The following is a 19,526-nucleotide window of genomic DNA, read 5'->3' as shown; positions in this document are numbered from 1 at the left end:
TGCGGCTTTGCGGCGCATGGCGGGGCCTGCGCGCGTTGAGAGCGGCATATCGGGTTGCCGAAGAATTCGTTTGCGCGGCGTAGGAATCACCTGCACGCTGGACTACCGAAAAGCTCGGAGCTGTCATGCGCTCCTGTTTTTTGGGTATTTGGGGGCGGTGTCCGTGCTGCGCTGTCCCGCTATGCAGCGGGGGATGGAGCACCGCCCAAATGGGTGGCGCCCGCCCCTCCGGACGCCCCCTGCCACAGGCCGACCGGGCAACGCTTTTGCGCACGGGCGAACGTCCCGTTTCGGATGCCGTGACTTGAGCGACACCGCTATCTTGGCTTCACAAAACGTCGGTATCATCGAACACATGACCGATACCCGCGCCACAGCCCATCTCTATCCCGCGCACGACCTGGCGATCTGCACTGACGCCAACACCGCCGTCGAGCGCATCACCGCCATTTACGAGCGCTCTGCGCAGGCCATCCGCGATCGTTTCCACGCGTTTGCGCGGGGCGAAGATTGCAGCGAAGACCTGTCCGCCTGCTACCCCTACCTCGGCATCACCGTCGACCCGAAAACGCTGGTGAGCGACGCGCGGCCGGCGTGGGGCACGGTGGCGTATCCGGGCGTGTACGGCACGACGCTCACGCGGCCGGATCTCTTCCGTGATTACTACCGCGTGCAGATCGAACGGCTGCTGCACTATCACAACAGCCCTGTCGTGGTGGGCGTGAGCAACCGGCCGATCCCGCTGCCGTTCGTGGTGGAAGCGTCCACCGTGGATATCACGCCGGAACAGGCGCGCGCGTTGGGTGGCGCCTTCACGCTGCCCGACCTCGCTCAGATCGATGATTCCATCGCCAACGGCACCTACCGCCCCATCGGCGACGAACCGCAGCCGCTGTCGATGTTCACGGCCGAGCGGGTCGACCTCGCCCTGCAGCGCCTGTATCACTACACCGCGACGCACCCGAAGCACTTCCAGCGCTTCGTGCTGTTCACCAACTACCAGCGCTACGTCGATGAGTTTGCCGCCCTTGGGCGCAAGCTCATGGAAGACGGCAACGACGAAGGCTACATCCGCTTTGTCGAGCCCGGCGACACCGAACACGAACTCGGCACGCCCGCACCGGACGACTCCCACCGCATCAAGGGCCTGCCGCAAATGCCCGCCTACCACCTGGTGCGCGAAGACCGCCTGGGCGTGACGCTGGTGAACATCGGCGTGGGCCCGTCCAACGCCAAGACCATCACCGACCATCTGGCCGTGCTGCGTCCGCATTGCTGGATGATGATCGGCCACTGCGGCGGCTTGCGCCGTTCGCAGCAGCTGGGCGATTACGTGCTCGCGCACGCCTATGTGCGCGACGACCACGTGCTCGACCAGGACCTGCCGCCGTGGGTGCCCGTGCCGCCCATCGCCGAGATCCAGGTGGCGCTGCAGGAGGCTGTGGCGCGCATCACGGGGCTCTCGGGCGCCGACATGAAATCGCGCATGCGCACCGGCACGGTGGTCTCCACCGACGACCGCAACTGGGAGCTGAAGTACCAGGCGCTGTACAGCCGCTTCAACCAGTCGCGCGCCATTGCCATCGACATGGAAAGCGCGACCATTGCCGCCAACGGCTTCCGGCTGCGTGTGCCCTACGGGACCCTGCTGTGCGTATCGGACAAGCCGCTGCACGGCGAGCTGAAGCTGCGCGGCATGGCCAACCTGTTCTATCGCCAACGTGTGAGCCAGCACTTGGACATTGGCATGGAGGCCGTGCGCCTATTGCGCGAAAGCGGCGTTGAAGCGCTGCACTCGCGCAAGCTGCGCAGCTTTGACGAACCCGCGTTCCGGTAGCGCGGGTTAGCGCGGGGGCTGCTCCGGCAGCGCCTCGCGCAGGAAGTCCAGAAACACCCGCACCACTTCGGGCAAGGTGCGGCCCGCCAGGGTCTGCAGTTCCACCGTCCGCCCACGCATGCCGCGCTCGCGGATCTCCGCGGCATGCAGCTCACCGCGCTGCACGCGCTCGCGCACGGTGATCTCCCCGGCAATGCCCAGGCCGCCGCCTTGCAGCACGAAACTCAAGAGCCCATCGAAGCGGTTGCTGACCAGCACCGGCTCGAACACGAGCCCGCGTTGGCTGCAGCCCATGTCGAACAACTGGCGCACCGTGTTGTCCGGCCCGGAAAGCGCTATCGGAAATGGGTGCATCTGCGCGAGCGTCACGCTGTTGAACTTCGCCAGCGGGTGGTCGGGCCGCATGATGGCGAACACCGAGCCGCGCTGTTGATACGCCACGCGAATGCCCTGCACGGCGGCGCGGCTGTACGTCAGGCCGATGTCCACATCGCCACGCAAGACGGCCTCGGTCACGCGCATGGGCTCTTCAGCGCGCAGGTCGAACTGGATGCCAGGATGCCGCTCCCGAAACGCCACGATGGCGCGTGGCACAAACTCGATCGCAAAGCCATCGGAGCACGCAATGCGCACGCGGCCGCGCTGCAGCCCTTGCAGGCCCTGAATATCCGAGACCACGCGCTCCGCCTCCAGCGCCCCGCGCAGGGCATGCGCGGCAAGCAGTTCGCCGGCGGCGCTGGGCCGCATACCGCGCGGCTGACGCTCGAACAGCGGCACGCCCAGCAGCTCTTCAAGCATCGCAACTTGCCGGCTGATGGCCGATGCGCTGACGTGCAGGCGCGCGGCCGCCTCCGTCAACGAACCGCTGCGCACAACCTCCAGAAAATAGCGGAGGGACGTCTCCTGCAGGCGATGGGATGACATGAGCGACGTAGGCGCCGGAGCCCTTTTGCTTTGCATAAAACGCAAAGATATCCCAAGAAAATTCTAATGGTCAAAAAGGTGTGGCATACGCAGACTCATCCGGAACTGTTCGATCAGCGGAGTGCCCAGATGCCCCTTCAGCCCGCAGCCCGTCAAACTGCCTCGCCCCGCGCATCCCATCGCCTTCGGGCGTTGGTGGCGGCCCTCATGCTGGGTGCCGCTGGCTTGGCCGGCGCCACCGAACTCTCTGCGGCAGACGCCGAACGCCATGCGCAGGCAACGTACCGCGAATACTTTCAACTGCTCTCCCTGCCCAATGACGCCATCGCGCCGGAAGATGTCCGCAAGAATGTCGACTGGCTGGAGCAGGCATTCCGTAAGCGTGGCTTCACGACAAGGCAGTTGGCAAACAACGGCAAGCCGATGCTCTATGCCGAAATGCCGAACCCGGATGCTGCCCGTAAAACCGTGCTGTTCTACATGCACCTCGACGGCCAGCCGGTGATTCCCGCACAGTGGGCACAGAAAAGCCCGTGGACACCCGTGCTCAAGCACAAGACCGCACAAGGCAACTGGGAAGAGATCGACTCGGCGCAGCTGTTCAGCGGCCCACTCGTTCCGGAATGGCGGGTATTCGGCCGTTCGTCCGCCGACGACAAGGGCCCGATCATGATGATGCTGGCCGCCATCGACGCACTGAAGGCGAGCGGCGCCCAGCCTGCCGTCAACATCAAGCTCATTCTCGACAGCGAAGAAGAGAAAGGCTCGCCGTCGATCAGCAAGGTGATGCAGGCAAACCGCGACCTGCTGCGCTGCGACGCCATCGTCATCCACGACGGACCCATGCACGCGAGCAACCTGCCAACCCTCGTCTTTGGCAACCGCGGGGCGGCCGAAGCCCGCCTCACCGTCTATGGCGGCAAGGTGCCATTGCACAGCGGGCACTACGGAAACTACGCCCGCGACCCGGCCCAGCAGTTGGCCAACCTGCTGGCATCGATGAAGAACGACGAGGGCCGGGTGACGGTGCCGGGCTACTACGACCACGTGAAGATCAGCGAGGCCGACCGCAAGATCATGGCGGCCGTGCCCGACGACCAGGCAGCGCTCAACAAACGCCTGGGCATTGCGCATGCCGACAAGGTCGGCGCCAATTATCAGGAGGCGATGCAGTACCCGTCATTGAACGTGCGCGGCATGGCCTCTGCGGCCGTGGGCGACAAGGTGGCGAACATCGTGCCAGACAAGGCAGTCGCCGAACTCGACCTGCGAACCACGCCAGACTCCAGCGCAGCCTACCTCGGCAAGCTGATCGAGCAGCACATCGAGCGCCAGGGCTACCACCTCGTCAAGAACGCCCCGACGGATGAAGAGCGCAGCCGTTACGACAAACTGGCCACCTTCACCTATCAAAGCGAAGGTGCAGACGCTGCCGGCTCACCGATCGACTCGGCAGTGGGCACATGGGCCTACACATCGCTGACCGACACGTTTGGTGCCAACCCGGCGCCGGTTCGCATCCGCATGATGGGCGGGACGGTGCCCACCGCAGAAATCGTTGGTGTGCTGCAGGTGCCCTTCGCGATCATTCCGCTGGTCAATGCCGATAACAATCAGCACGCTGCCAACGAGAACCTCCGGATGGGCAACTACGTCAGCGGCGTGCGCACCATCTACGGCCTGCTGACGCACCCGCTGTGACGGTGCTCTGCGCCTAGGCCGGGCGAAACAGCCCATGCAGGCCGAGCGGCGCCACACCGTTCAGGCTTGCCATGGCCACAGGGCCCGCGGCGACCTGTTGTGCATCGAAGGCCGTCAGCCTCGTGCAACCGGCATCCACATCGAACACCGTGCCGATCAGCCAGCCCTCGCCTTCACGGGCGCTGGCCGAGGCCGGCACGAACACGTGTTCCTCCACCAGCGTGCGGTGCCCAAAGCGGTACTGCTCCACCTGCCCGGAATCCGTATCCACACGCATGACGGTGTCGAACCCGTTGAGCGACTGCGGTGTGCCGCTGGACGACGGCGCCGTGTGGGCCACCATGAACAACGCGTGATGACGCTGCGCGGTGCGGCGTGGGTCGATCTTCGGGAATTCGGCCACGTGCCCGGTGCTGAACTGCTTGGCACGGCCGGTGCGCAGGTTCAACTGCACTTGCGTGAAGCGTGCGCCCGGCGACGGGCGGATCTGACCGCGCATCAGTTCACGCAGCGACGTGGTGACGACCGTGGCATCGTCCGAGCGGATGTAGTCGAGATGGACCTCCTGCCCATCCGGCGACGACCACGCGTTGCCCAGATGGAAGACAAAGCCCGCCGGCAACTGCAGCCAACGCATGCGCGTGAGGTCGTCCTTGTCGAGCACGAGCACACGCATGCCCAGCTCCGGCCGCCAGACGTGGGAATCCAGAAACGCCATGCCTGCGCGCGAGCGTTCCACGTCGTACACGAACGGCGGCAGCAGAAACACCAGGTGACGCTGCGTCACGGCAAAGTCGTGCACCATCGCCACGTCCGGCACCTTGAGTGTTTCCACACGCTTGAGCGCACCGTCCGGGCCCATACAGTAGACGGTCAGCAGACCGGCCGCGCTGCTCACGCCAAAGTTCCACAGCGTGCCGTCGGGTTCGACCTTGGGGTGGGCGGAAAACGGCATGCCCTTGTAGTCGTCGCGCCAGGTCTGCACGCCCAGCGTGCGCAGTGAATCCGGATCGACGCGCGTGGCCGAGCCGCCTTCCCACAGCGCAAGCATCTCGTCGCCGTGCATCACCAGGCTGGTGTTGGCCACATTGATGCTGTCGGGCGAAGCGACCGGCTCCATGTCGGGGTTGGCGGTGCCGAATGTCGCGCGCAACGGCCGGCCGGCGGCGGTGTCGGCGATGAACTTGTCCGTGCGCACGAACACGCCGCGGTGCGTCACGCCCTGCTCGCTGATGTCGTAACGCTGGATCATGCCGTCGCCATCAAACAGGTGGTGGTAGCGCACGCCGCCGATCTCATGCCGCGCCGGGCCGTTTCGATAGAGCGCGCCGTGCAACGCGGGCGGGAACCTGCCTTCCACCTTCAGCGCGCGAGTCGGCATGTCGGCGCTCACGCCCTGGTATCCCGCCAGCCACGGGTACTGCACGCGCGCCGCTGCAAACCCGGCAGCCCAAGCGTCCGGGGTGGCGGCCATTACATCGGTCAGGGTCAAACCAAACGGTGCGGCGCCCAAGGCCGCAATGAAGGATCGGCGTTGCATGACGGGACCTCGCTCAAGATCAATGCAAGTGAATCGTCACGCGCTGGTCGCCCTGCACGTCGATGGCAGCATCGTCAAATGCGGGTGGTCCGAAGCGGCCGCGTGCATCGCGGCTAAAACCGTATGGCTCGATGGGAATGCCGGCCGGGTTGGTGCCGAGCTTGGCATCGTTGTTGGCGTCATGGAAGACCGACAACGCGTAGCGCCCCGCCGGCAAATCCGGGTACACGAAGGTGACGCTTGCGCCGGACACGCTATCGACCGCTGCAGTGTCAGCACGGATGGCCGCATCGGGCTTGAGCCAACCAGCGGCGTCGCGGAACATCGCGGCACGCACCGCCCCCTGGCGCCCTTGCGCGCCCTCCACCACCACAGTCAGTGTGGCGGCGGAGGCACTTGCGGCAAGTGCTGTCAGCGTCAGGGCCAGCGCAAGGCGCGGCAGAGAAAACATGGCAGTCATGAACGTCTCCTGAGTGGCCGGCGATGCGTTGGCAGGCCAGCGGTCAGGAGGCAATGTAGGCAGACATTTCGCAGCAGTCAGCGGCAATGCGACGAAGTGCGAGCGCCGGGGCGCAAACGGTCGCTTGCGGGCGATGAGCGAATCACAGGAGCTTGAGGAGACCACGCCAGGAGGCTTCACTAAAACGCCCGCGGATCGGCGGGCGCTTTGTGATGTTGGCGCTAATGCGGCAAGCTCGACAAGCGGTGGTCGGCCAGCAACACACTCGCGCTCAGGGCAAGCTGGGCGGAGATAAAGCCTTCCGGCATCTCAACGTCTTCCCAGTCACACACGATATGGCCGGCACGGCAAATCTGGAAACGGGCCGTCCACCGATGATCGTCGCGTTGCAGCGGGTCAACGAAGATGACATGCGAGCCGTGCGTCACTTCCTGAATCGCCATTGTGGTTCCCCCGTTCGTGATCGTTGGGAATTCACCTTAACAAAGGCCCGTGACACAAATCTGTCCGCCGCTCACCTACAAATGGGGGAGGGCGCACCTCAACCGACCAGCGGATCGGGCCGCGCAGAGGAGCGCGTGCCCGGCAGCGGATGATTACCGGGGCCGTAGTACGTAAAGACCGCCGAGAACTTGACGGCGCCGGTCTGGTTGGCGCGGGCTGCGTGGAAGGTGTTGCAATGGAAGAGCAGCACGTCGCCGGGCAGCAGCGGCACAGGGCGCGCGGTGTCGATCAATGCGCGGTTTTCTGGCAGCTCCTGGCGCAGGAACAGCTTGGCGTCGAACCGGTCGGCGGGCAGGTCAAGCGTGTGGCTGCCGGGGATCACCCACAGGCAGCCGTTGTCTACGGTCTCCTCCACCAGGGCCAGCCACGACGACACCAGCTCGTTGCGAGCGAACGACCAGTAGCGGCTGTCGCGGTGCCAATGCGTGGCGGTGCCAAACGCGGGGTGCTTGGTCATCACGCAGTTGTGGTGCGCGAGAGAAAGATGCACAGGGCTGCCAATCAGTTGCGCAATCGCGCCGGCCACGCGTGGGTCGCGCGCCCATTCCGTATAAGGTGTGCCGCGTGAATCGGCGTCGAGCAGGCGGCGCACCGTCTGGCCGCCCTCGGCTTCGCGCGAGAGCGGTGCCCCGGCATAGCCGACGTCGGTTTCCAGCTCCACCGGCGCCGCCGCACGGGCCAACCCCTCCTGCGCGGCCGCAAGCAACGCGGCGCTCACCTGCTGGCTCACGAAGCCGCGCAACACAACGTAGCCATGCTCCTTGAAGAAAGCTTGCTGCTCGTCGGAAAGCGGGTGTGCGTGGGTGGCAATGGGGGCAGACGCGGACATGGTGGAAAGAGCGTACGGAGACGGCGAAAGACAACGAGTGTAACGCGCCGCCGTGTGCATTGCAGACCCGCTCCCCGGCTGACCTGCCCAGGATCAAACGCAGTGCGCGTCGTCCTGATCGGGCTTTACCAAAACGCCTGTTGGCCTGACAACCGAAAGTATTTCGCGATCACCATCAAGCCGAGCAGCCGTTCCTGATCTCGGTTCATGAATTGCGCTACCCAACGATTGGCGTTGCGCACGATCGCCAGTGCATCGCCAGGGTGCTTCCGGTAATGCTCCATTTTCTCCTGGAGGTCCGAATAATCGTCCTTCAGCAAGACATAATGCACATCCGGAATCAACCTGCCCTCCATGAACCATGTCTCATATCGAGGCCGCCGCATGAAGCAAAGCGAGTTGGAGGACATGATCCATTTGAGATTGGTGGCAACGTCGTTCCCCTCGACGCTCACGATGAATTTATATTGCAGTTGCTCGGCAATCGTCATCGGTGACTTGTAAGTCGCCTTCCCAATTTCCGATTTTCGAGTATCGCCAATGTCAACGTTTGCCAAGTCGTGACAGCGATCGACAAACGCTTTCCGATGTTCCTGATGGCACGGCCCCCGAAAAACCGCCATGGGCTTCTTGTCGTGGAAATCGATCTTGTCGCGTGCCAGCGAAAAATGCCGGATGGCGTCCAGCTTCAACAAGATCCCATTATGTGAGCTGCTCTTGATGGGACGGCTTTTCACGAATGCCGGATGGGCCGGCTCGGCAGTGACGTCGCCGCAGTCGTAGTCGAAGCTGTAGCCGGGGCCAAAATAGTCCATCAGATCAACGAGATCATAGAAATAGGTGCTGCCTATTTCACGCCCCTTGTTCACGATGGTGCTGGTTGAAGACTTCAGAAAGAACCGTGAATACTCGACGGCATTGCGGCTCGGGTCAAATGACTCCGACACCGAGTTGTAATAACTCAGTCGATCGATGACGTCCTGCATGCCACTGTGGGCGCCTTTTCTTTTCAGAAGAGCCTCGGCTCTTCCATTCTTTGTGGCGCCCGCCAGAAAATGGCTCGAGGCATTGGAAAAGTAATACCAGAATTTTTTTGCAGAGACTCTGCTCAAGCGGTATTTGAATTGACGCATGAACCAAAAGATGCCGCGGAAATTTAAACCCGGGGTGTCGCCTCTCGAGCGAAATGTCCAGCCCCCTACACGCAGATTCAAGTGGCATACGATCCACTTCTGCTCGCCGCTGACACACGTTGCGGCCGATCGCGCATCTCCGATCACTTCAGGACAGCGCATCGACCCCGTCTGCCTCTCGCATTCGCGGCGGCCCTCACTTTACCGTAAGTATCTTGCCGCTCATTGCGTTTCTTGGCGTCGCGCCCGCCGCTTCGGTGGTCGTCCCGTTTGCCGCAGCTTGGCTGTTGTCATGACGTAACACTTTGCCGTCGTCCGAGGCCGACGAACCATGTCAGCCTCGTCCACTGCATTGACGGCACGGGCAGCCAGCAGCCCCCGGCCCTCGCGTTACTGCACGTCCAACGCCGTCACGGTCAATGCGCCGTTCACCTTCTCGGCGACAAAGCGCACTTTGCTGCCAACGTGCACTTTGGTGAGCATGGCCGGATCCTGGACTCGGAACACCATCGTCATGGGTTCCATACCGAGGTTCTCAAGCGGGCCGTGCTTGATGGTCAGTTTGCCGGCAGCGGTATCGATCTTCTTGATCTCACCTTCTGACATCGGGGCGGCAGCGGCAGCGGTAGCCGCAGGGGCGGAAGCGGCATCCTCAGCCGCGTGGACAAACGGTGCACCGGCCAGCAGCACGGTCAGCATCAGGGCGTAGCGAAACATGTTGGACTCCTTGTTCAAAGACGGGGTTGGGGAGGAAATCAGGATCTGTTGCCGCGCACCTGCACGGCGCCGCGCATGCCGGCTTCGAAATGTCCGGGCTGCAGACAGGCAAATTCCACCGAGCCGGTGCGCGTGAAGTGCCAGACGATCTCGCCATGCTGGCCTGGGTCAACGGTCACGGCGTTGCCGTCGGCGTGCTCCATCTCGGGGTGCTTGCGCATCTGCTCAGCGTGGGCCGCGAGGTCGGCTGGTGTGCCCAGCGTCATCTCGTGCCGCACGTGGCCGCTGTTGACGACCTCGAAGCGGATCGTCTCGCCGCGCTGCACGGTGATCTGCGCGGGCGTAAAGCGCATGGTGTCGGCCATGTCGACGCGCACGGTGCGTGTGATGCGGGCGGCGTCGCCGGGTTCGCCGATGGCGGCATCGCCATGGTCATGCCCGCCGGCGTGGTTGCCGGATGCGTGGGCGATGGCGGCCATCGACATCAGCGCGGCCAGGAAGGTGGAACGGATCAGATTGCGTTGCATATTCGGTCTCGGTTTCGTATGGGATGTGGATTCGGGCATCGATCAGTCGTCGATGCCGGTGCCGGTGTACTCGTAGGCGACGGTGCCCTTGGGGTGCTTGTACCAGCCGGGGTCTGCGTAGCTGTTGCGCGGCAGATCGCGACGCACCTTCATCACCGTGAACATGCCGCCCATTTCAATGGCACCGAATGGGCCCTGCCCCGTCATCATCGGCAGCGTGTTGTCGGGCAGCGGCATTTCCATCTCGCCCATGTCGGCCATGCCGGCCTGGCCCATGCCCATGTAGTCGGGCACCAGCGCGTTCATCTTCTTGGCAAGATCTTTCTGCTGCACGCCGATCATGGTCGGCACGTTGTGCCCCATGGCGTTCATCGTGTGGTGGGACTTGTGGCAGTGGAAAGCCCAGTCGCCCGGGTTGTCCGCGATAAACTCGATGGCGCGCATCTGGCCCACAGCTATGTCCGTCGTCACCTCCGGCCAGCGCGCGCTGGGCTGGACCCAGCCGCCGTCGGTGCCGGCCACTTCGAAGGTGTGGCCATGCAAGTGCATCGGGTGGTTCGTCATCGTGAGGTTGCCCATGCGGATGCGCACGCGATCGCCAAGGCGCACGGGCAACGGGTCGATGCCTGGGAATACGCGGCTGTTCCACGTCCACATGTTGAAGTCGGTCATCTGTGCCACGCGCGGCGTGTAGGAACCGGGGTCAATGTCGTATGCGGCGAGCAGGAAGACAAAGTCGCGGTCCACACGGTGCTGCGCCGGATCTTTCGGATGCACGACGATGAAGCCCATCATGCCCATCGCCATCTGCACCATCTCGTCCGAATGCGGGTGGTACATGAAGGTGCCGGACTTCTTCATCTCGAACTCGTAAACGAACGTCTTGCCGGGCGGAATGTGGGGCTGCGACAGGCCGCCCACACCGTCCATGCCGGCCGGCAGGATCATGCCGTGCCAGTGCACCGTGGTGTGCTCGGGCAGCTTGTTGGTAACGAAGATGCGCACGCGATCGCCTTCCACGCATTCGATTGTCGGGCCCGGGCTCTGGCCGTTGTAGCCCCAGAGGTGTCCCGTCATGCCTGGCGCGAATTCGCGCTCGACCGGTTCGGCCACGAGGTGGAATTCCTTCCAGCCACCACGCATGCGCCACGGCAGCGTCCAGCCATTGAGCGTCACGACGGGGTTGTAGGGCCGGCCGTTGGGTGGCGCGAGCGGCGGCTGTGTGGCCGGCTTCGTTTGCAGCGGTGCTTCGGGCAGCGAGGCCGCACCGGCGCGCGACACCATCGCCGCGCCCAGCATGGCCGCGCCCGTGCCGCCGAGAAATTGACGTCGGGAAACCATGTTCAATGTCCTTGAGGAGGGTTCGGCGCAGGGGCTGCAGCATTCGCTTCGACCGGCGGCAACTTGCCGCCCAGCGCCATCTGCAGATCGGTCTGCGCAATCCAGTAGCCGCGCAGCGCGTCGATGTAGCCATTGACCGCATTCACCTGCTCGCGCGCATCGGCCAGCAACTCGAACACGCTCACGAGCATGCCGTTGTAGCGCAGCAGCATCTCGTCGGAGATGGTCTTGCGCAGCGGCACCACCTCGTCGCGGTAGTGGCGGCTGAGGTCATATGCGGTCTGATAGCGCACGTACGATTCGCGCACTTCGGAACGCGCACGCACCGCCGTGTCGGCAAGCTGATCGGCGGCCTGCATGTAGATCGACTGCGCACGCGCTACGCGGGCACCGCCCCAGTCGAACAGCGGGATCTCGATGCCGATCTCGTAGCCCGTTTCGCGTGGCTCGTTCGATTTGCTGTTGCGCACGTAGCCGAGGTCGAGCACGTTGATGAAGCGCGTTGCCTGTGTAAGCCCCAGCGACGATGCCAAGCCCTCGACCTGCAACTTGCCCGCCTGGATATCGAGCCGGTTGCGTAGCGCGTAGGCTTCAATCTGCTGCAGCTCGGGGCGATCCTTCGGCAGGTCGGGCAGCCGCTCCGGCAACTTGAAACCGGTATCTGCGCCCCACACACCAAGCATGCGCGTCAACGCCTCCCGATCCGCCTGCGCCTGCTGACGCGTGCGCGCCAGGGTGGCAGTGGCCTCCGCATAGAAGGCCTGTTCGCGAGCACGATCCAGCTTGCTGAAGTTGCCGGCCGAAGCCAGGCGCTTGGCGAACTCGGCACCGGCTTCGGCGGCCTGCTGGACCTGCTGCGCATAGCGCGCCGATTGCTCCGCCGCCACGGCATTCACGTATGCGCGGCGCGTATCGGCTGCCACCTGCAGCATCTGGTTGGCGACCAGCAGCTTGGTCTGCTCGAAGTATCGGCTTTCGATGCGAGTGGCCATCGGCAGCGTCAGCAGGTTCAGGAACGACAGCGAGAACGTGCGCTCGATCGACAGGTCATCACCGCTGCGTGTGCGTTTGAAACTGAAGCCGGGATTCGGCAAGCGGCTGGCCTGCACGAGCGCGGCTTCGGACAAGCCCAGCTCCGCATACGAAGCCTGCAGGCCACGATTGTTCAGCAGCGCGATCTGCACGGCGCTGTCCATCGTCAGCGGCTGGGCGAGCAGCTCGCGCGTGCGCTGCGCGGCGCTGTCGCGTGCTTCCGGTGAGCGCTGCCACGTCGCGTCCTTGCCGAGTCGATCGCGCGCCACGTCGGCAACGGTCTTGAAGCCGCTGTCTTGCGTGATGGTGGCGCAGCCGCCCAGCAGCAGCGTAGCGGCCAGCGCGCACACGGCGAGCCGGCGTGTGGATGGTGTGAGCACGGCGCCTCCTAGTGGTGGTGCATGCCGGGCATGGACTCGCCGGCAGGCTTGTTGGGGGAGGCGGCGGGCGCGCTCGCAGGCATGGCGTGCCCCGCGTGGCCACCCTGCTCAGTGGCGCCCGGCTTGGGGCTCACGGCCGCGTTGGTCTCGCGCCAGGGAGCGGGGCCGGTATCGCGATACGCGTGGTAGCTGTCGAACGTACGTGGCGCGGCCACAGCCGGCACAGCCGCGTCCGCATTCAACGGGTCAGGCGCAGAGGCCGCCGGCGCAGACGCAGCGCCTTGCGCCAACACCCATGGCGGCGCCAGCGCCAATAGCGCAGCGGCCACGAACCATCGTGAGAAAAGCATGAGAAACCTCGATCAAGCGTGATGACGTACGGCCGCATGCGGTGCACGGAGCCGTCAAACCAGAGGCCAGCCCGTTCTATGGACGGACTGGTGGCGTCAAACGCGAATCGAGGGTGGACGTTGCAGCGCTTCGGGAATGAAGCTGCGGAAGGAAACAGCAAGGCCACGCGGCGCAGCGGCCGGCAGCTTGATCAGTGGCACGCCAAGGCTGGCGGCCAGGGGAACGACCGAACCGAGCGAACAGGCCGCGCAGATCGGACAAGTCTTGCAGTGTGACTGCGCCGGCGCTTTGGGATCGCTGTCGGCAGCCATGGCGTCTTCATGCTCATGGCACGCGTCGGACATGACGGCGCCGTCATCCGGCATTGCCATGGCAACCATTGAATCGTCCATTGCACCGCCGCGCGCCATCATGGCCGTCGCGGCAAACCCTTGCAGGGGCAGTGCCAGGACAACCAACCAGAGCAGGAGGCGGGTCAGCAATCGGTGCATGGAAAACAGGACGGGCTGAAAATCGTTTGCCAGTGAAGCCGCTAGTGTAGCGCGATGCCATCAAATTTCACGCAATGCAGCACAAGATGAGTCGAGCGCGGCACAATGTCGGCCTGCTGCGTACCCATTTCTGCGCGCACGGCTTTCCCATCATTCCCGCTTCAACGCCCCCATGAATACGCAATCCCACCAGCTCAGCATGACCGTGCTGATGACGCCCGACATGGCCAATTTTTCCGGCAACGTGCACGGCGGCCATATCCTCAAGCTGCTCGATCAGGTCGCGTATGCGTGCGCGAGCCGCTACGCCGGCCGCTATGTCGTGACGCTGTCGGTGGACCAGGTGGTGTTCCGCCAGCCGATTCACGTGGGTGAACTGGTGACGTTCCTCGCGTCGGTCAACTACACCGGCCGCACGTCGATGGAAATCGGTATCAAGGTCGTGACCGAGAACATCCGCAACCAGGTCGTGCGCCATACCAACAGCTGCTATTTCACGATGGTGGCCGTGGACGACGAAGGAAAACCGGCCGACGTGCCGCCGCTGGCACCTGCCAACACCGAAGAAAAGGAACGCTTCGAAGCCGCGCAACAGCGCCGCGCGCTACGTCAGGAAATGGAAGCTCGGCACAAGGCGATCAAGGCGACCTACAGCACGGCAGCTCCAGCAAACTGAGCTGTCTGCCTACGCAGTCAGCAAAGCACTGCAGACCGCGTGGTATCGCGGTCGGGCATCGTTATCCACAGGCTTACCCACTGTTTCTGTGGATAACGCGCGGCGCCAGTGTTGCGCAAACGCACTCGGCCTCCACGCTACCTAGGGCGGAGGAAGCCCGTGCAGAAACGCCAGCACGGCGTCGTTGAACAATGCCGGTCGCTGCAATGGCGCGAAATGGCTCACGCCCCGCAGCAACACAAACTGCGCGTCAGGAATGGTCCGCGCGAGATACTGCGCGTGCTCGGGCCGGATGAATTCGTCGTGCTCGCTCTGCACGATGGTCACAGGCACACGGGTGGCGGCAAGCTCTTCGGCTGTGGCATTCGGCTGCGTCTGCATCATTTCGGTGACAGCCGCGACGAATGCATCAAAGTCGTGGGGTGTGGATGACAGCGCGGTGTAATCCTTTCGGTGGCGCGCAAGACAGCGATCGATGACGGGCGTGGGCTCAAAGGGCTTGGCACCGCTTGGGTCCATGTTGCAGCCAAAGAAGAACACACCCGCCGCGCGTTCCGGCGTCTGCATGGCCAGGGTGAGCGCAACACAAGCACCGTCGCTCCAGCCGACGAACGGCGCACGGTCGATGCGCAGCACATCCATGACGGACCGCACATCAGAAGCCATGCGCGTGTAGGCGTAAGGCTGTGCGTCGCGTGTGCTTCTGCCGTGCCCACGGCTATCAATGACGATGGGCCGGTAGCCCTCCGTCATGAGTGCCGGAACCTGATACCCCCAATTGCCGCTATGGCCGAGCCCGCCATGCAGCAGGATCACAGGCCTGCCGACGCCGAAGGTCGCATACCAGATGCGGGCGCCGTCGTGCTCGACATGACCTTGCGCAACGGCGGCCGGCAGCGGTCCAGTACCGTGGGCGGCAAAGCGTGTCAGATCGTCGTCGAAGGCGTCCATGTCGATCAGGTATCAGCTGGCAGAGCCAAGAGGCGTGAGGCGCCGGCGTTCGGCATCACGGTAGGCCAACTTGGCGCCGCCCAACAGAAACACATGGGGGAATTCTTGTTCCGACACGATGCCCTCCTCCGTTCTGAAAAAATCATGTCGATCAGGCTGGCTTGACCACCAACATCATCAGCGCCGTACCCAGCAGCACGGCGCAGAACGCCAACCGCAAACGCCGCGCTGAAAACCGATAGGCCAGGCCCACACCCCACGACACACTCACCACACCACCGGCCGCCAGCGGAATGCCCGTTCCCCAATCCACATGGCCGGCATGTGCATACGTTGCGAGTGCGATGAGCGAGCCGGGCACCACCAGCGCGAGCGCCATGCCCTGGGCGCGTGTCTGCGGCATACCGAAGAACGTCACCAGCGCCGGCACCACCACCAGCCCGCCGCCGACCGTGAAGATGCCCGACATTGCTCCGCTGGCGAGGCCCATCAACGGCAGAGCGGCGGCCGGCATGGCATGTGGGGCAGCGTGCGCCGCACCAGCGGCGTTCGGCTTCTCTTTGAGCTGCGAGGCAAAGTACACCGCCAGCACGATCAGGAACACGGCAAACGCCGTATGAAGCAGATGAGCGTCCAGCCCGGCAGCAAAGCGCGCAGCAACGTAGGTCGCCGCCATCGAGAACACGCAGATCATCGCAACGGAGCGCAGATGCACCGGATGCCGCTGGTGATACCGCCAGAAGCCGATCAGCACATTGGGGGCAATCATCACCAGCGCCGTGCCTTGCGCCAGGTGCTGGTCCATTCCGTACAGGTAGCCGAGCACAGGAATGGCAATCAGCCCGCCGCCAATGCCGAGCAAACCGCCTGCCACGCCAAGGCCCATGCCGAGCAGCAAATTGACCAGACCCGTGAAAACCGCGTGAGACGCCATGCCGACAAGAAGGGAGGGAGGAAAAACAAACGCGGCGGCGCGCTGTATTTGCTACAGCGCGCCGCCGGAAGTGAGGCTGGAATTGTAGCGCTCGCCGCCCCGGCCGGGCCTAGGCAAGGTGCGCGGCAAAGCCTGTTTTTTCGGGTGCGATCTCGGCCCGCAGCGTGAGCGCCGGGATCTCGTATTCACCGGCATTCTGCTGGCGGAACGGGATCGGCGCTGCGGTGAACAAGGTGTCGAGCCGCTCGCCCAGTGCCTGGGTGGTCTGCGCAAAGCGTGCCTCGTCCATGCGGCCGGTGCGGTAGCTCACGAATGGGGGCACCACATCAAAACCGGGGTAATACAGGATGCCGTGCTGGATCGGGAACAAGATGTCGTCGATCGGGCCGTTGATGCCGCGCGGGCTGTAGTGCGACTCCCACCCGCCCGTCGTGACGATGAGCATGGCGCGTTTTCCTGCGAGCGTACCTTCGCCGTAGCGGTCACCCCAGTGGGTGTCGGAGTGCTCGCCAACGCCATAGGCGAAGCCATACGCATAGACACGCTCGACCCAGCCCTTGAGGATGGCCGGCATCGAAAACCACCACAGCGGAAACTGCAAGATCACGGCGTCGGCCCATTGCAGCTTGGCTTGTTCGGCAGCAATGTCGGCGGCTTGCAGGCCGTTCTCGAATGCGTGCCTGGAATCCAACGACGGGTGGAAATGCGGACCGACCGGCGCGACGGTACTGTCGCTCGCATCGAGCGCGGCCTTCCACTGCATGGCGTACAAGTCCGATACCTGCACGGTGTGGCCGGCCGCCTCCAGGCGCCGGACGGCAAAGTCCTTGAGGGCGCCGTTGAGCGATTTGGGTTCGGGATGGGCGTAGACGATCAGGACATTCATGGTGGCACCTCCAAATTAGGAATGGCTCCAGAATGCGGCGTGCCCAGGTATATTGGAAATGAATTATCAATATTCCAGGCATAGCCATGAATAATCTCAGGCGGTTGGACCTGAACCTGCTGGTGACGCTCGATGTGCTGCTGACCGAGCACAACGTCACGCGTGCGGCGCAGCGGCTGAACTTCTCGCAACCTTCCGTGAGCGTGCATCTGGCCAAGTTGCGCGACATCTTTGGTGATCCGCTGCTGCTGCCGGGCCCGCGCGGCATGCGCCCAACCGCCCGCGCTGAAAGCTTGCGCGAACCGCTGCGGCTGGCGCTCGAAGCGCTGGAGCAGGCCGTCGCGCCCGCCAGCCCGTTCGACCCGGCCCAAGCCACCAACACCTGGCGCGTGGCCGCCACGGATTACGGCGAATCCACCATCGCATTGCCGGCGCTGAACACCCTGCGCACAAGCGCGCCGGGCACGCGGCTCGCCATGCTGGAGCTGGTGCCCACGCGTATCGAAAAGCAAGCCGAGCAAGGAGAGATTGATCTCGCGTTCCACACCACCGACGGCGCACCACCCGGCCTGCGCCGCCGCGCGCTATTCACTGAGCGCTATGTGCTGATCGGCCGCGCTGGACACCCGCGACTGAAACGCAAGCCGACGCTGGCGCAGTTCTGCACGCTGGATCATGTGATCGTATCGCCCGATGGCGGTGGCTTCTTCGGCGTGACAGACGAAGCTCTGAAGGCCGCCGGTGCCACGCGACGCGTCGTGCTGTCAGTGCCGCACTTCCTCTTTGTGATGACGGCGGTCGCCAGCACTGACATGGTCGCCATGCTGCCCGAGCGGCTGGTGCGCGGGGCCAGCGCACTACAGGTGGTTGAACCGCCAGTGGAGGTGCCAGGCTATGAGATGTCGATGCTGTGGCATGAGCGCGTGCACCGAGACCCCGGGCATCGGTGGTTGCGGGACGTCATTGCAGGCGCAGTCTGAAAAACCGCCCCACAGGCATCAAAGCCCGACCTTGGGCGCCGTAAAGATCAGGCGCAGCCCGAGCGCACCGATCGCCACGGCGGCGACGCGATCGACCCAGGTCTTGGCACGCAGGTACATCTCACGCGGCACCCGGCTAGAGAAGCACAGCGCGACGATGGTGTACCACCCGAACTCGACCAGGAACACCAGCGGCGGCAGCACGAAGTAGCACCACACCGGCGGATGTTGCGGCAGCAGCGCGGCAAAGATACTGCCGTACCAGATGGCCGTCTTGGGATTGCTCATCTGCGTGGTGATGCCGGTCCAGAACGACTTGCGTGCGCTGCCGGCTTGCTGTGTCAGGCGATCGTCCATCACCATGGGCAGCTTGGCGCCGCGCCAGATCTTCCACGCCATGTAGGTCAGATATGCGCCACCAGCAATCTTGAGGCCGATGTAGAGCCACTCGACGGCTTGCAGCAACGTATACAGCCCCGCCAGGGCCAGGCCACCGAAGAACAGGGCGCCCGCGCCCATGCCAAGTGCGGTGGCCAGACCGTCGCGGCGCGACAACCCAATGGCATTGCGCGCCACCAGAACAAAACTCGGCCCGGGAATCATGGCGCCCAGCAACAGCGCAACGAGAATGGCAAATACGGCGGCAGATGCAGTCATCGGGAGTCTCCTTTTGTGGGCGCAGACGTTCACGGATGCAGACCGCGATTCTGCCACGCCGACGGGGCCAGCGTCGGCCTGGGTGGCAAGGCAGCGGCGGCACCTCTGCCGCCACCCGCCCTGCCCCTACTTGCACTGCTGCTTGTTGATCGACACGTCATTCAAGTCGGCGGCGGTGTAAACCGGCGGCACGTTCGGGTCGCCAGCAACCGTCATTGCCACATTCAGGTTCGCCAGCGCCTGGAGATGGCCAGCCTCGCCGCTTGAAAAGCGCTGCTGCGCCGATTTCGATGCGCCGTACATGCCGTTGCACAGGAGCGCCTTGTGGAAAATCTCCAAAACCGCGATCCGCGCAAAGTACGTCTCGCGCCGTTCGGCCGCGGTGGCCGGCGCATGGTTGATCTTGGCGTAGTGGTTGGCACACTGCGTGCCGAGAATCGGGTACGCATCCTTGATGCCGTCGCATGTTGCGACGGTCGCGGGCGGCGCGGCCAACGCGGCCGTGGCCGCCAATGAGGCAATCAGGGACACCACCGCCAACAGCACGATGCGGATGACAGGCACATTCGAGCGGATGTTCATTGCAGGTTCTCCTCAGTCAGATACGTGGACAAAAAACGCGGCGGCAACCATTGGCGCTGCGTGGACTGACGATACGGGCGGGCTCTGCGGCTG

At 64.1% G+C, this 19,526-nt stretch carries 21 protein-coding genes; 4 read left to right on the top strand and 17 right to left on the bottom strand.

Going from position 1 to position 19,526, the window contains the following annotated elements; genetic code table 11:
* Window positions 1-355 precede the first annotated feature (355 nt).
* Complete coding sequence (locus tag ACU8YE_RS12125; protein WP_092975103.1) at window positions 356-1,837, top strand: AMP nucleosidase; 1,482 nt, start codon at window positions 356-358, stop codon at window positions 1,835-1,837.
* A 6-nt stretch (window positions 1,838-1,843) separates the two neighbouring features.
* On the opposite strand, the gene ACU8YE_RS12120 is transcribed toward ACU8YE_RS12125, so the two are convergent.
* Window positions 1,844-2,761: a LysR family transcriptional regulator gene (locus tag ACU8YE_RS12120; RefSeq protein ID WP_232040083.1), complete on the bottom strand. Its 918-nt coding sequence runs from the start codon at window positions 2,759-2,761 to the stop codon at window positions 1,844-1,846.
* Window positions 2,762-2,968: 207 nt separating this feature from the next.
* Here ACU8YE_RS12120 and ACU8YE_RS12115 point away from each other — a divergent pair, with 207 nt between their 5' ends.
* The gene (locus ACU8YE_RS12115) at window positions 2,969-4,462 is read left to right on the top strand and encodes a M20/M25/M40 family metallo-hydrolase (RefSeq protein WP_446928807.1); all 1,494 of its coding nucleotides are present in this window, start codon (window positions 2,969-2,971) and stop codon (window positions 4,460-4,462) included.
* Between the two features lie 13 nt (window positions 4,463-4,475).
* Here ACU8YE_RS12115 and ACU8YE_RS12110 read toward each other — a convergent pair whose 3' ends face one another.
* The 11 genes from ACU8YE_RS12110 to ACU8YE_RS12060 form a co-directional block, all read right to left on the bottom strand.
* Window positions 4,476-6,002, bottom strand: a complete 1,527-nt coding sequence (locus ACU8YE_RS12110; protein ID WP_446928806.1) for a carotenoid oxygenase family protein — start codon at window positions 6,000-6,002, stop codon at window positions 4,476-4,478.
* Window positions 6,003-6,021: 19 nt separating this feature from the next.
* Window positions 6,022-6,462 (bottom strand): DUF2141 domain-containing protein, encoded by a 441-nt coding sequence (locus ACU8YE_RS12105; protein WP_446928805.1) that lies wholly within the window; start codon window positions 6,460-6,462, stop codon window positions 6,022-6,024.
* 221 nt (window positions 6,463-6,683) lie between these two features.
* A complete protein-coding gene (locus ACU8YE_RS12100; protein WP_232040090.1) occupies window positions 6,684-6,905 on the bottom strand; it encodes a hypothetical protein in 222 nt (73 codons plus the stop codon).
* A gap of 98 nt (window positions 6,906-7,003) precedes the next feature.
* Window positions 7,004-7,795 (bottom strand): phytanoyl-CoA dioxygenase family protein, encoded by a 792-nt coding sequence (locus tag ACU8YE_RS12095; protein ID WP_322017890.1) that lies wholly within the window; start codon window positions 7,793-7,795, stop codon window positions 7,004-7,006.
* Window positions 7,796-7,920: 125 nt separating this feature from the next.
* Window positions 7,921-9,090 (bottom strand): glycosyl transferase family 90, encoded by a 1,170-nt coding sequence (locus ACU8YE_RS12090; RefSeq protein ID WP_433867724.1) that lies wholly within the window; start codon window positions 9,088-9,090, stop codon window positions 7,921-7,923.
* Between the two features lie 228 nt (window positions 9,091-9,318).
* Window positions 9,319-9,645 carry a copper-binding protein gene (locus tag ACU8YE_RS12085; protein ID WP_232040093.1) on the bottom strand — a complete coding sequence of 109 codons (327 nt, stop codon included), beginning with the start codon at window positions 9,643-9,645 and terminating at the stop codon, window positions 9,319-9,321.
* 38 nt (window positions 9,646-9,683) lie between these two features.
* The gene (locus tag ACU8YE_RS12080; protein WP_232040094.1) at window positions 9,684-10,172 is read right to left on the bottom strand and encodes a cupredoxin domain-containing protein; all 489 of its coding nucleotides are present in this window, start codon (window positions 10,170-10,172) and stop codon (window positions 9,684-9,686) included.
* Between the two features lie 42 nt (window positions 10,173-10,214).
* Entirely contained in the window at window positions 10,215-11,513 is a 1,299-nt protein-coding gene (locus ACU8YE_RS12075) for a multicopper oxidase domain-containing protein (RefSeq protein WP_433867723.1), read from the bottom strand.
* Window positions 11,514-11,515: 2 nt separating this feature from the next.
* The gene (locus ACU8YE_RS12070) at window positions 11,516-12,925 is read right to left on the bottom strand and encodes a TolC family protein (protein ID WP_446928804.1); all 1,410 of its coding nucleotides are present in this window, start codon (window positions 12,923-12,925) and stop codon (window positions 11,516-11,518) included.
* An 8-nt stretch (window positions 12,926-12,933) separates the two neighbouring features.
* Entirely contained in the window at window positions 12,934-13,275 is a 342-nt protein-coding gene (locus tag ACU8YE_RS12065) for a hypothetical protein (protein ID WP_260801276.1), read from the bottom strand.
* A 96-nt stretch (window positions 13,276-13,371) separates the two neighbouring features.
* Window positions 13,372-13,767 (bottom strand): DUF2946 family protein, encoded by a 396-nt coding sequence (locus tag ACU8YE_RS12060; RefSeq protein WP_446928803.1) that lies wholly within the window; start codon window positions 13,765-13,767, stop codon window positions 13,372-13,374.
* A gap of 172 nt (window positions 13,768-13,939) precedes the next feature.
* On the opposite strand from ACU8YE_RS12060, the gene ACU8YE_RS12055 reads away from it, so the two are divergent.
* A complete protein-coding gene (locus tag ACU8YE_RS12055) occupies window positions 13,940-14,443 on the top strand; it encodes an acyl-CoA thioesterase (protein WP_232040103.1) in 504 nt (167 codons plus the stop codon).
* A 141-nt stretch (window positions 14,444-14,584) separates the two neighbouring features.
* Here ACU8YE_RS12055 and ACU8YE_RS12050 read toward each other — a convergent pair whose 3' ends face one another.
* The 3 genes from ACU8YE_RS12050 to ACU8YE_RS12040 form a co-directional block, all read right to left on the bottom strand.
* Window positions 14,585-15,394, bottom strand: a complete 810-nt coding sequence (locus tag ACU8YE_RS12050) for an alpha/beta fold hydrolase (RefSeq protein WP_446928802.1) — start codon at window positions 15,392-15,394, stop codon at window positions 14,585-14,587.
* A gap of 151 nt (window positions 15,395-15,545) precedes the next feature.
* Window positions 15,546-16,328, bottom strand: a complete 783-nt coding sequence (locus ACU8YE_RS12045) for a sulfite exporter TauE/SafE family protein (RefSeq protein ID WP_446928801.1) — start codon at window positions 16,326-16,328, stop codon at window positions 15,546-15,548.
* Between the two features lie 109 nt (window positions 16,329-16,437).
* Complete coding sequence (locus ACU8YE_RS12040) at window positions 16,438-17,214, bottom strand: NAD(P)H-dependent oxidoreductase (RefSeq protein WP_232040109.1); 777 nt, start codon at window positions 17,212-17,214, stop codon at window positions 16,438-16,440.
* Window positions 17,215-17,300: 86 nt separating this feature from the next.
* Between ACU8YE_RS12040 and ACU8YE_RS12035 the strand changes: the two genes are divergently transcribed.
* Window positions 17,301-18,194 (top strand): LysR family transcriptional regulator, encoded by an 894-nt coding sequence (locus tag ACU8YE_RS12035; RefSeq protein WP_414561579.1) that lies wholly within the window; start codon window positions 17,301-17,303, stop codon window positions 18,192-18,194.
* Window positions 18,195-18,212: 18 nt separating this feature from the next.
* Here ACU8YE_RS12035 and ACU8YE_RS12030 read toward each other — a convergent pair whose 3' ends face one another.
* Together ACU8YE_RS12030 and ACU8YE_RS12025 are read right to left on the bottom strand one after the other, a co-directional pair.
* Window positions 18,213-18,851 carry a LysE family translocator gene (locus ACU8YE_RS12030; RefSeq protein WP_024978243.1) on the bottom strand — a complete coding sequence of 213 codons (639 nt, stop codon included), beginning with the start codon at window positions 18,849-18,851 and terminating at the stop codon, window positions 18,213-18,215.
* 126 nt (window positions 18,852-18,977) lie between these two features.
* Entirely contained in the window at window positions 18,978-19,433 is a 456-nt protein-coding gene (locus tag ACU8YE_RS12025) for a hypothetical protein (RefSeq protein ID WP_232040114.1), read from the bottom strand.
* Window positions 19,434-19,526 lie beyond the last annotated feature (93 nt).

The sequence above is a fragment of the Ralstonia sp. VS2407 genome (assembly GCF_052950655.1).
Note: the sequence above shows the minus strand (reverse complement) of the source record. Positions and strands in the feature narration are given on the sequence as shown.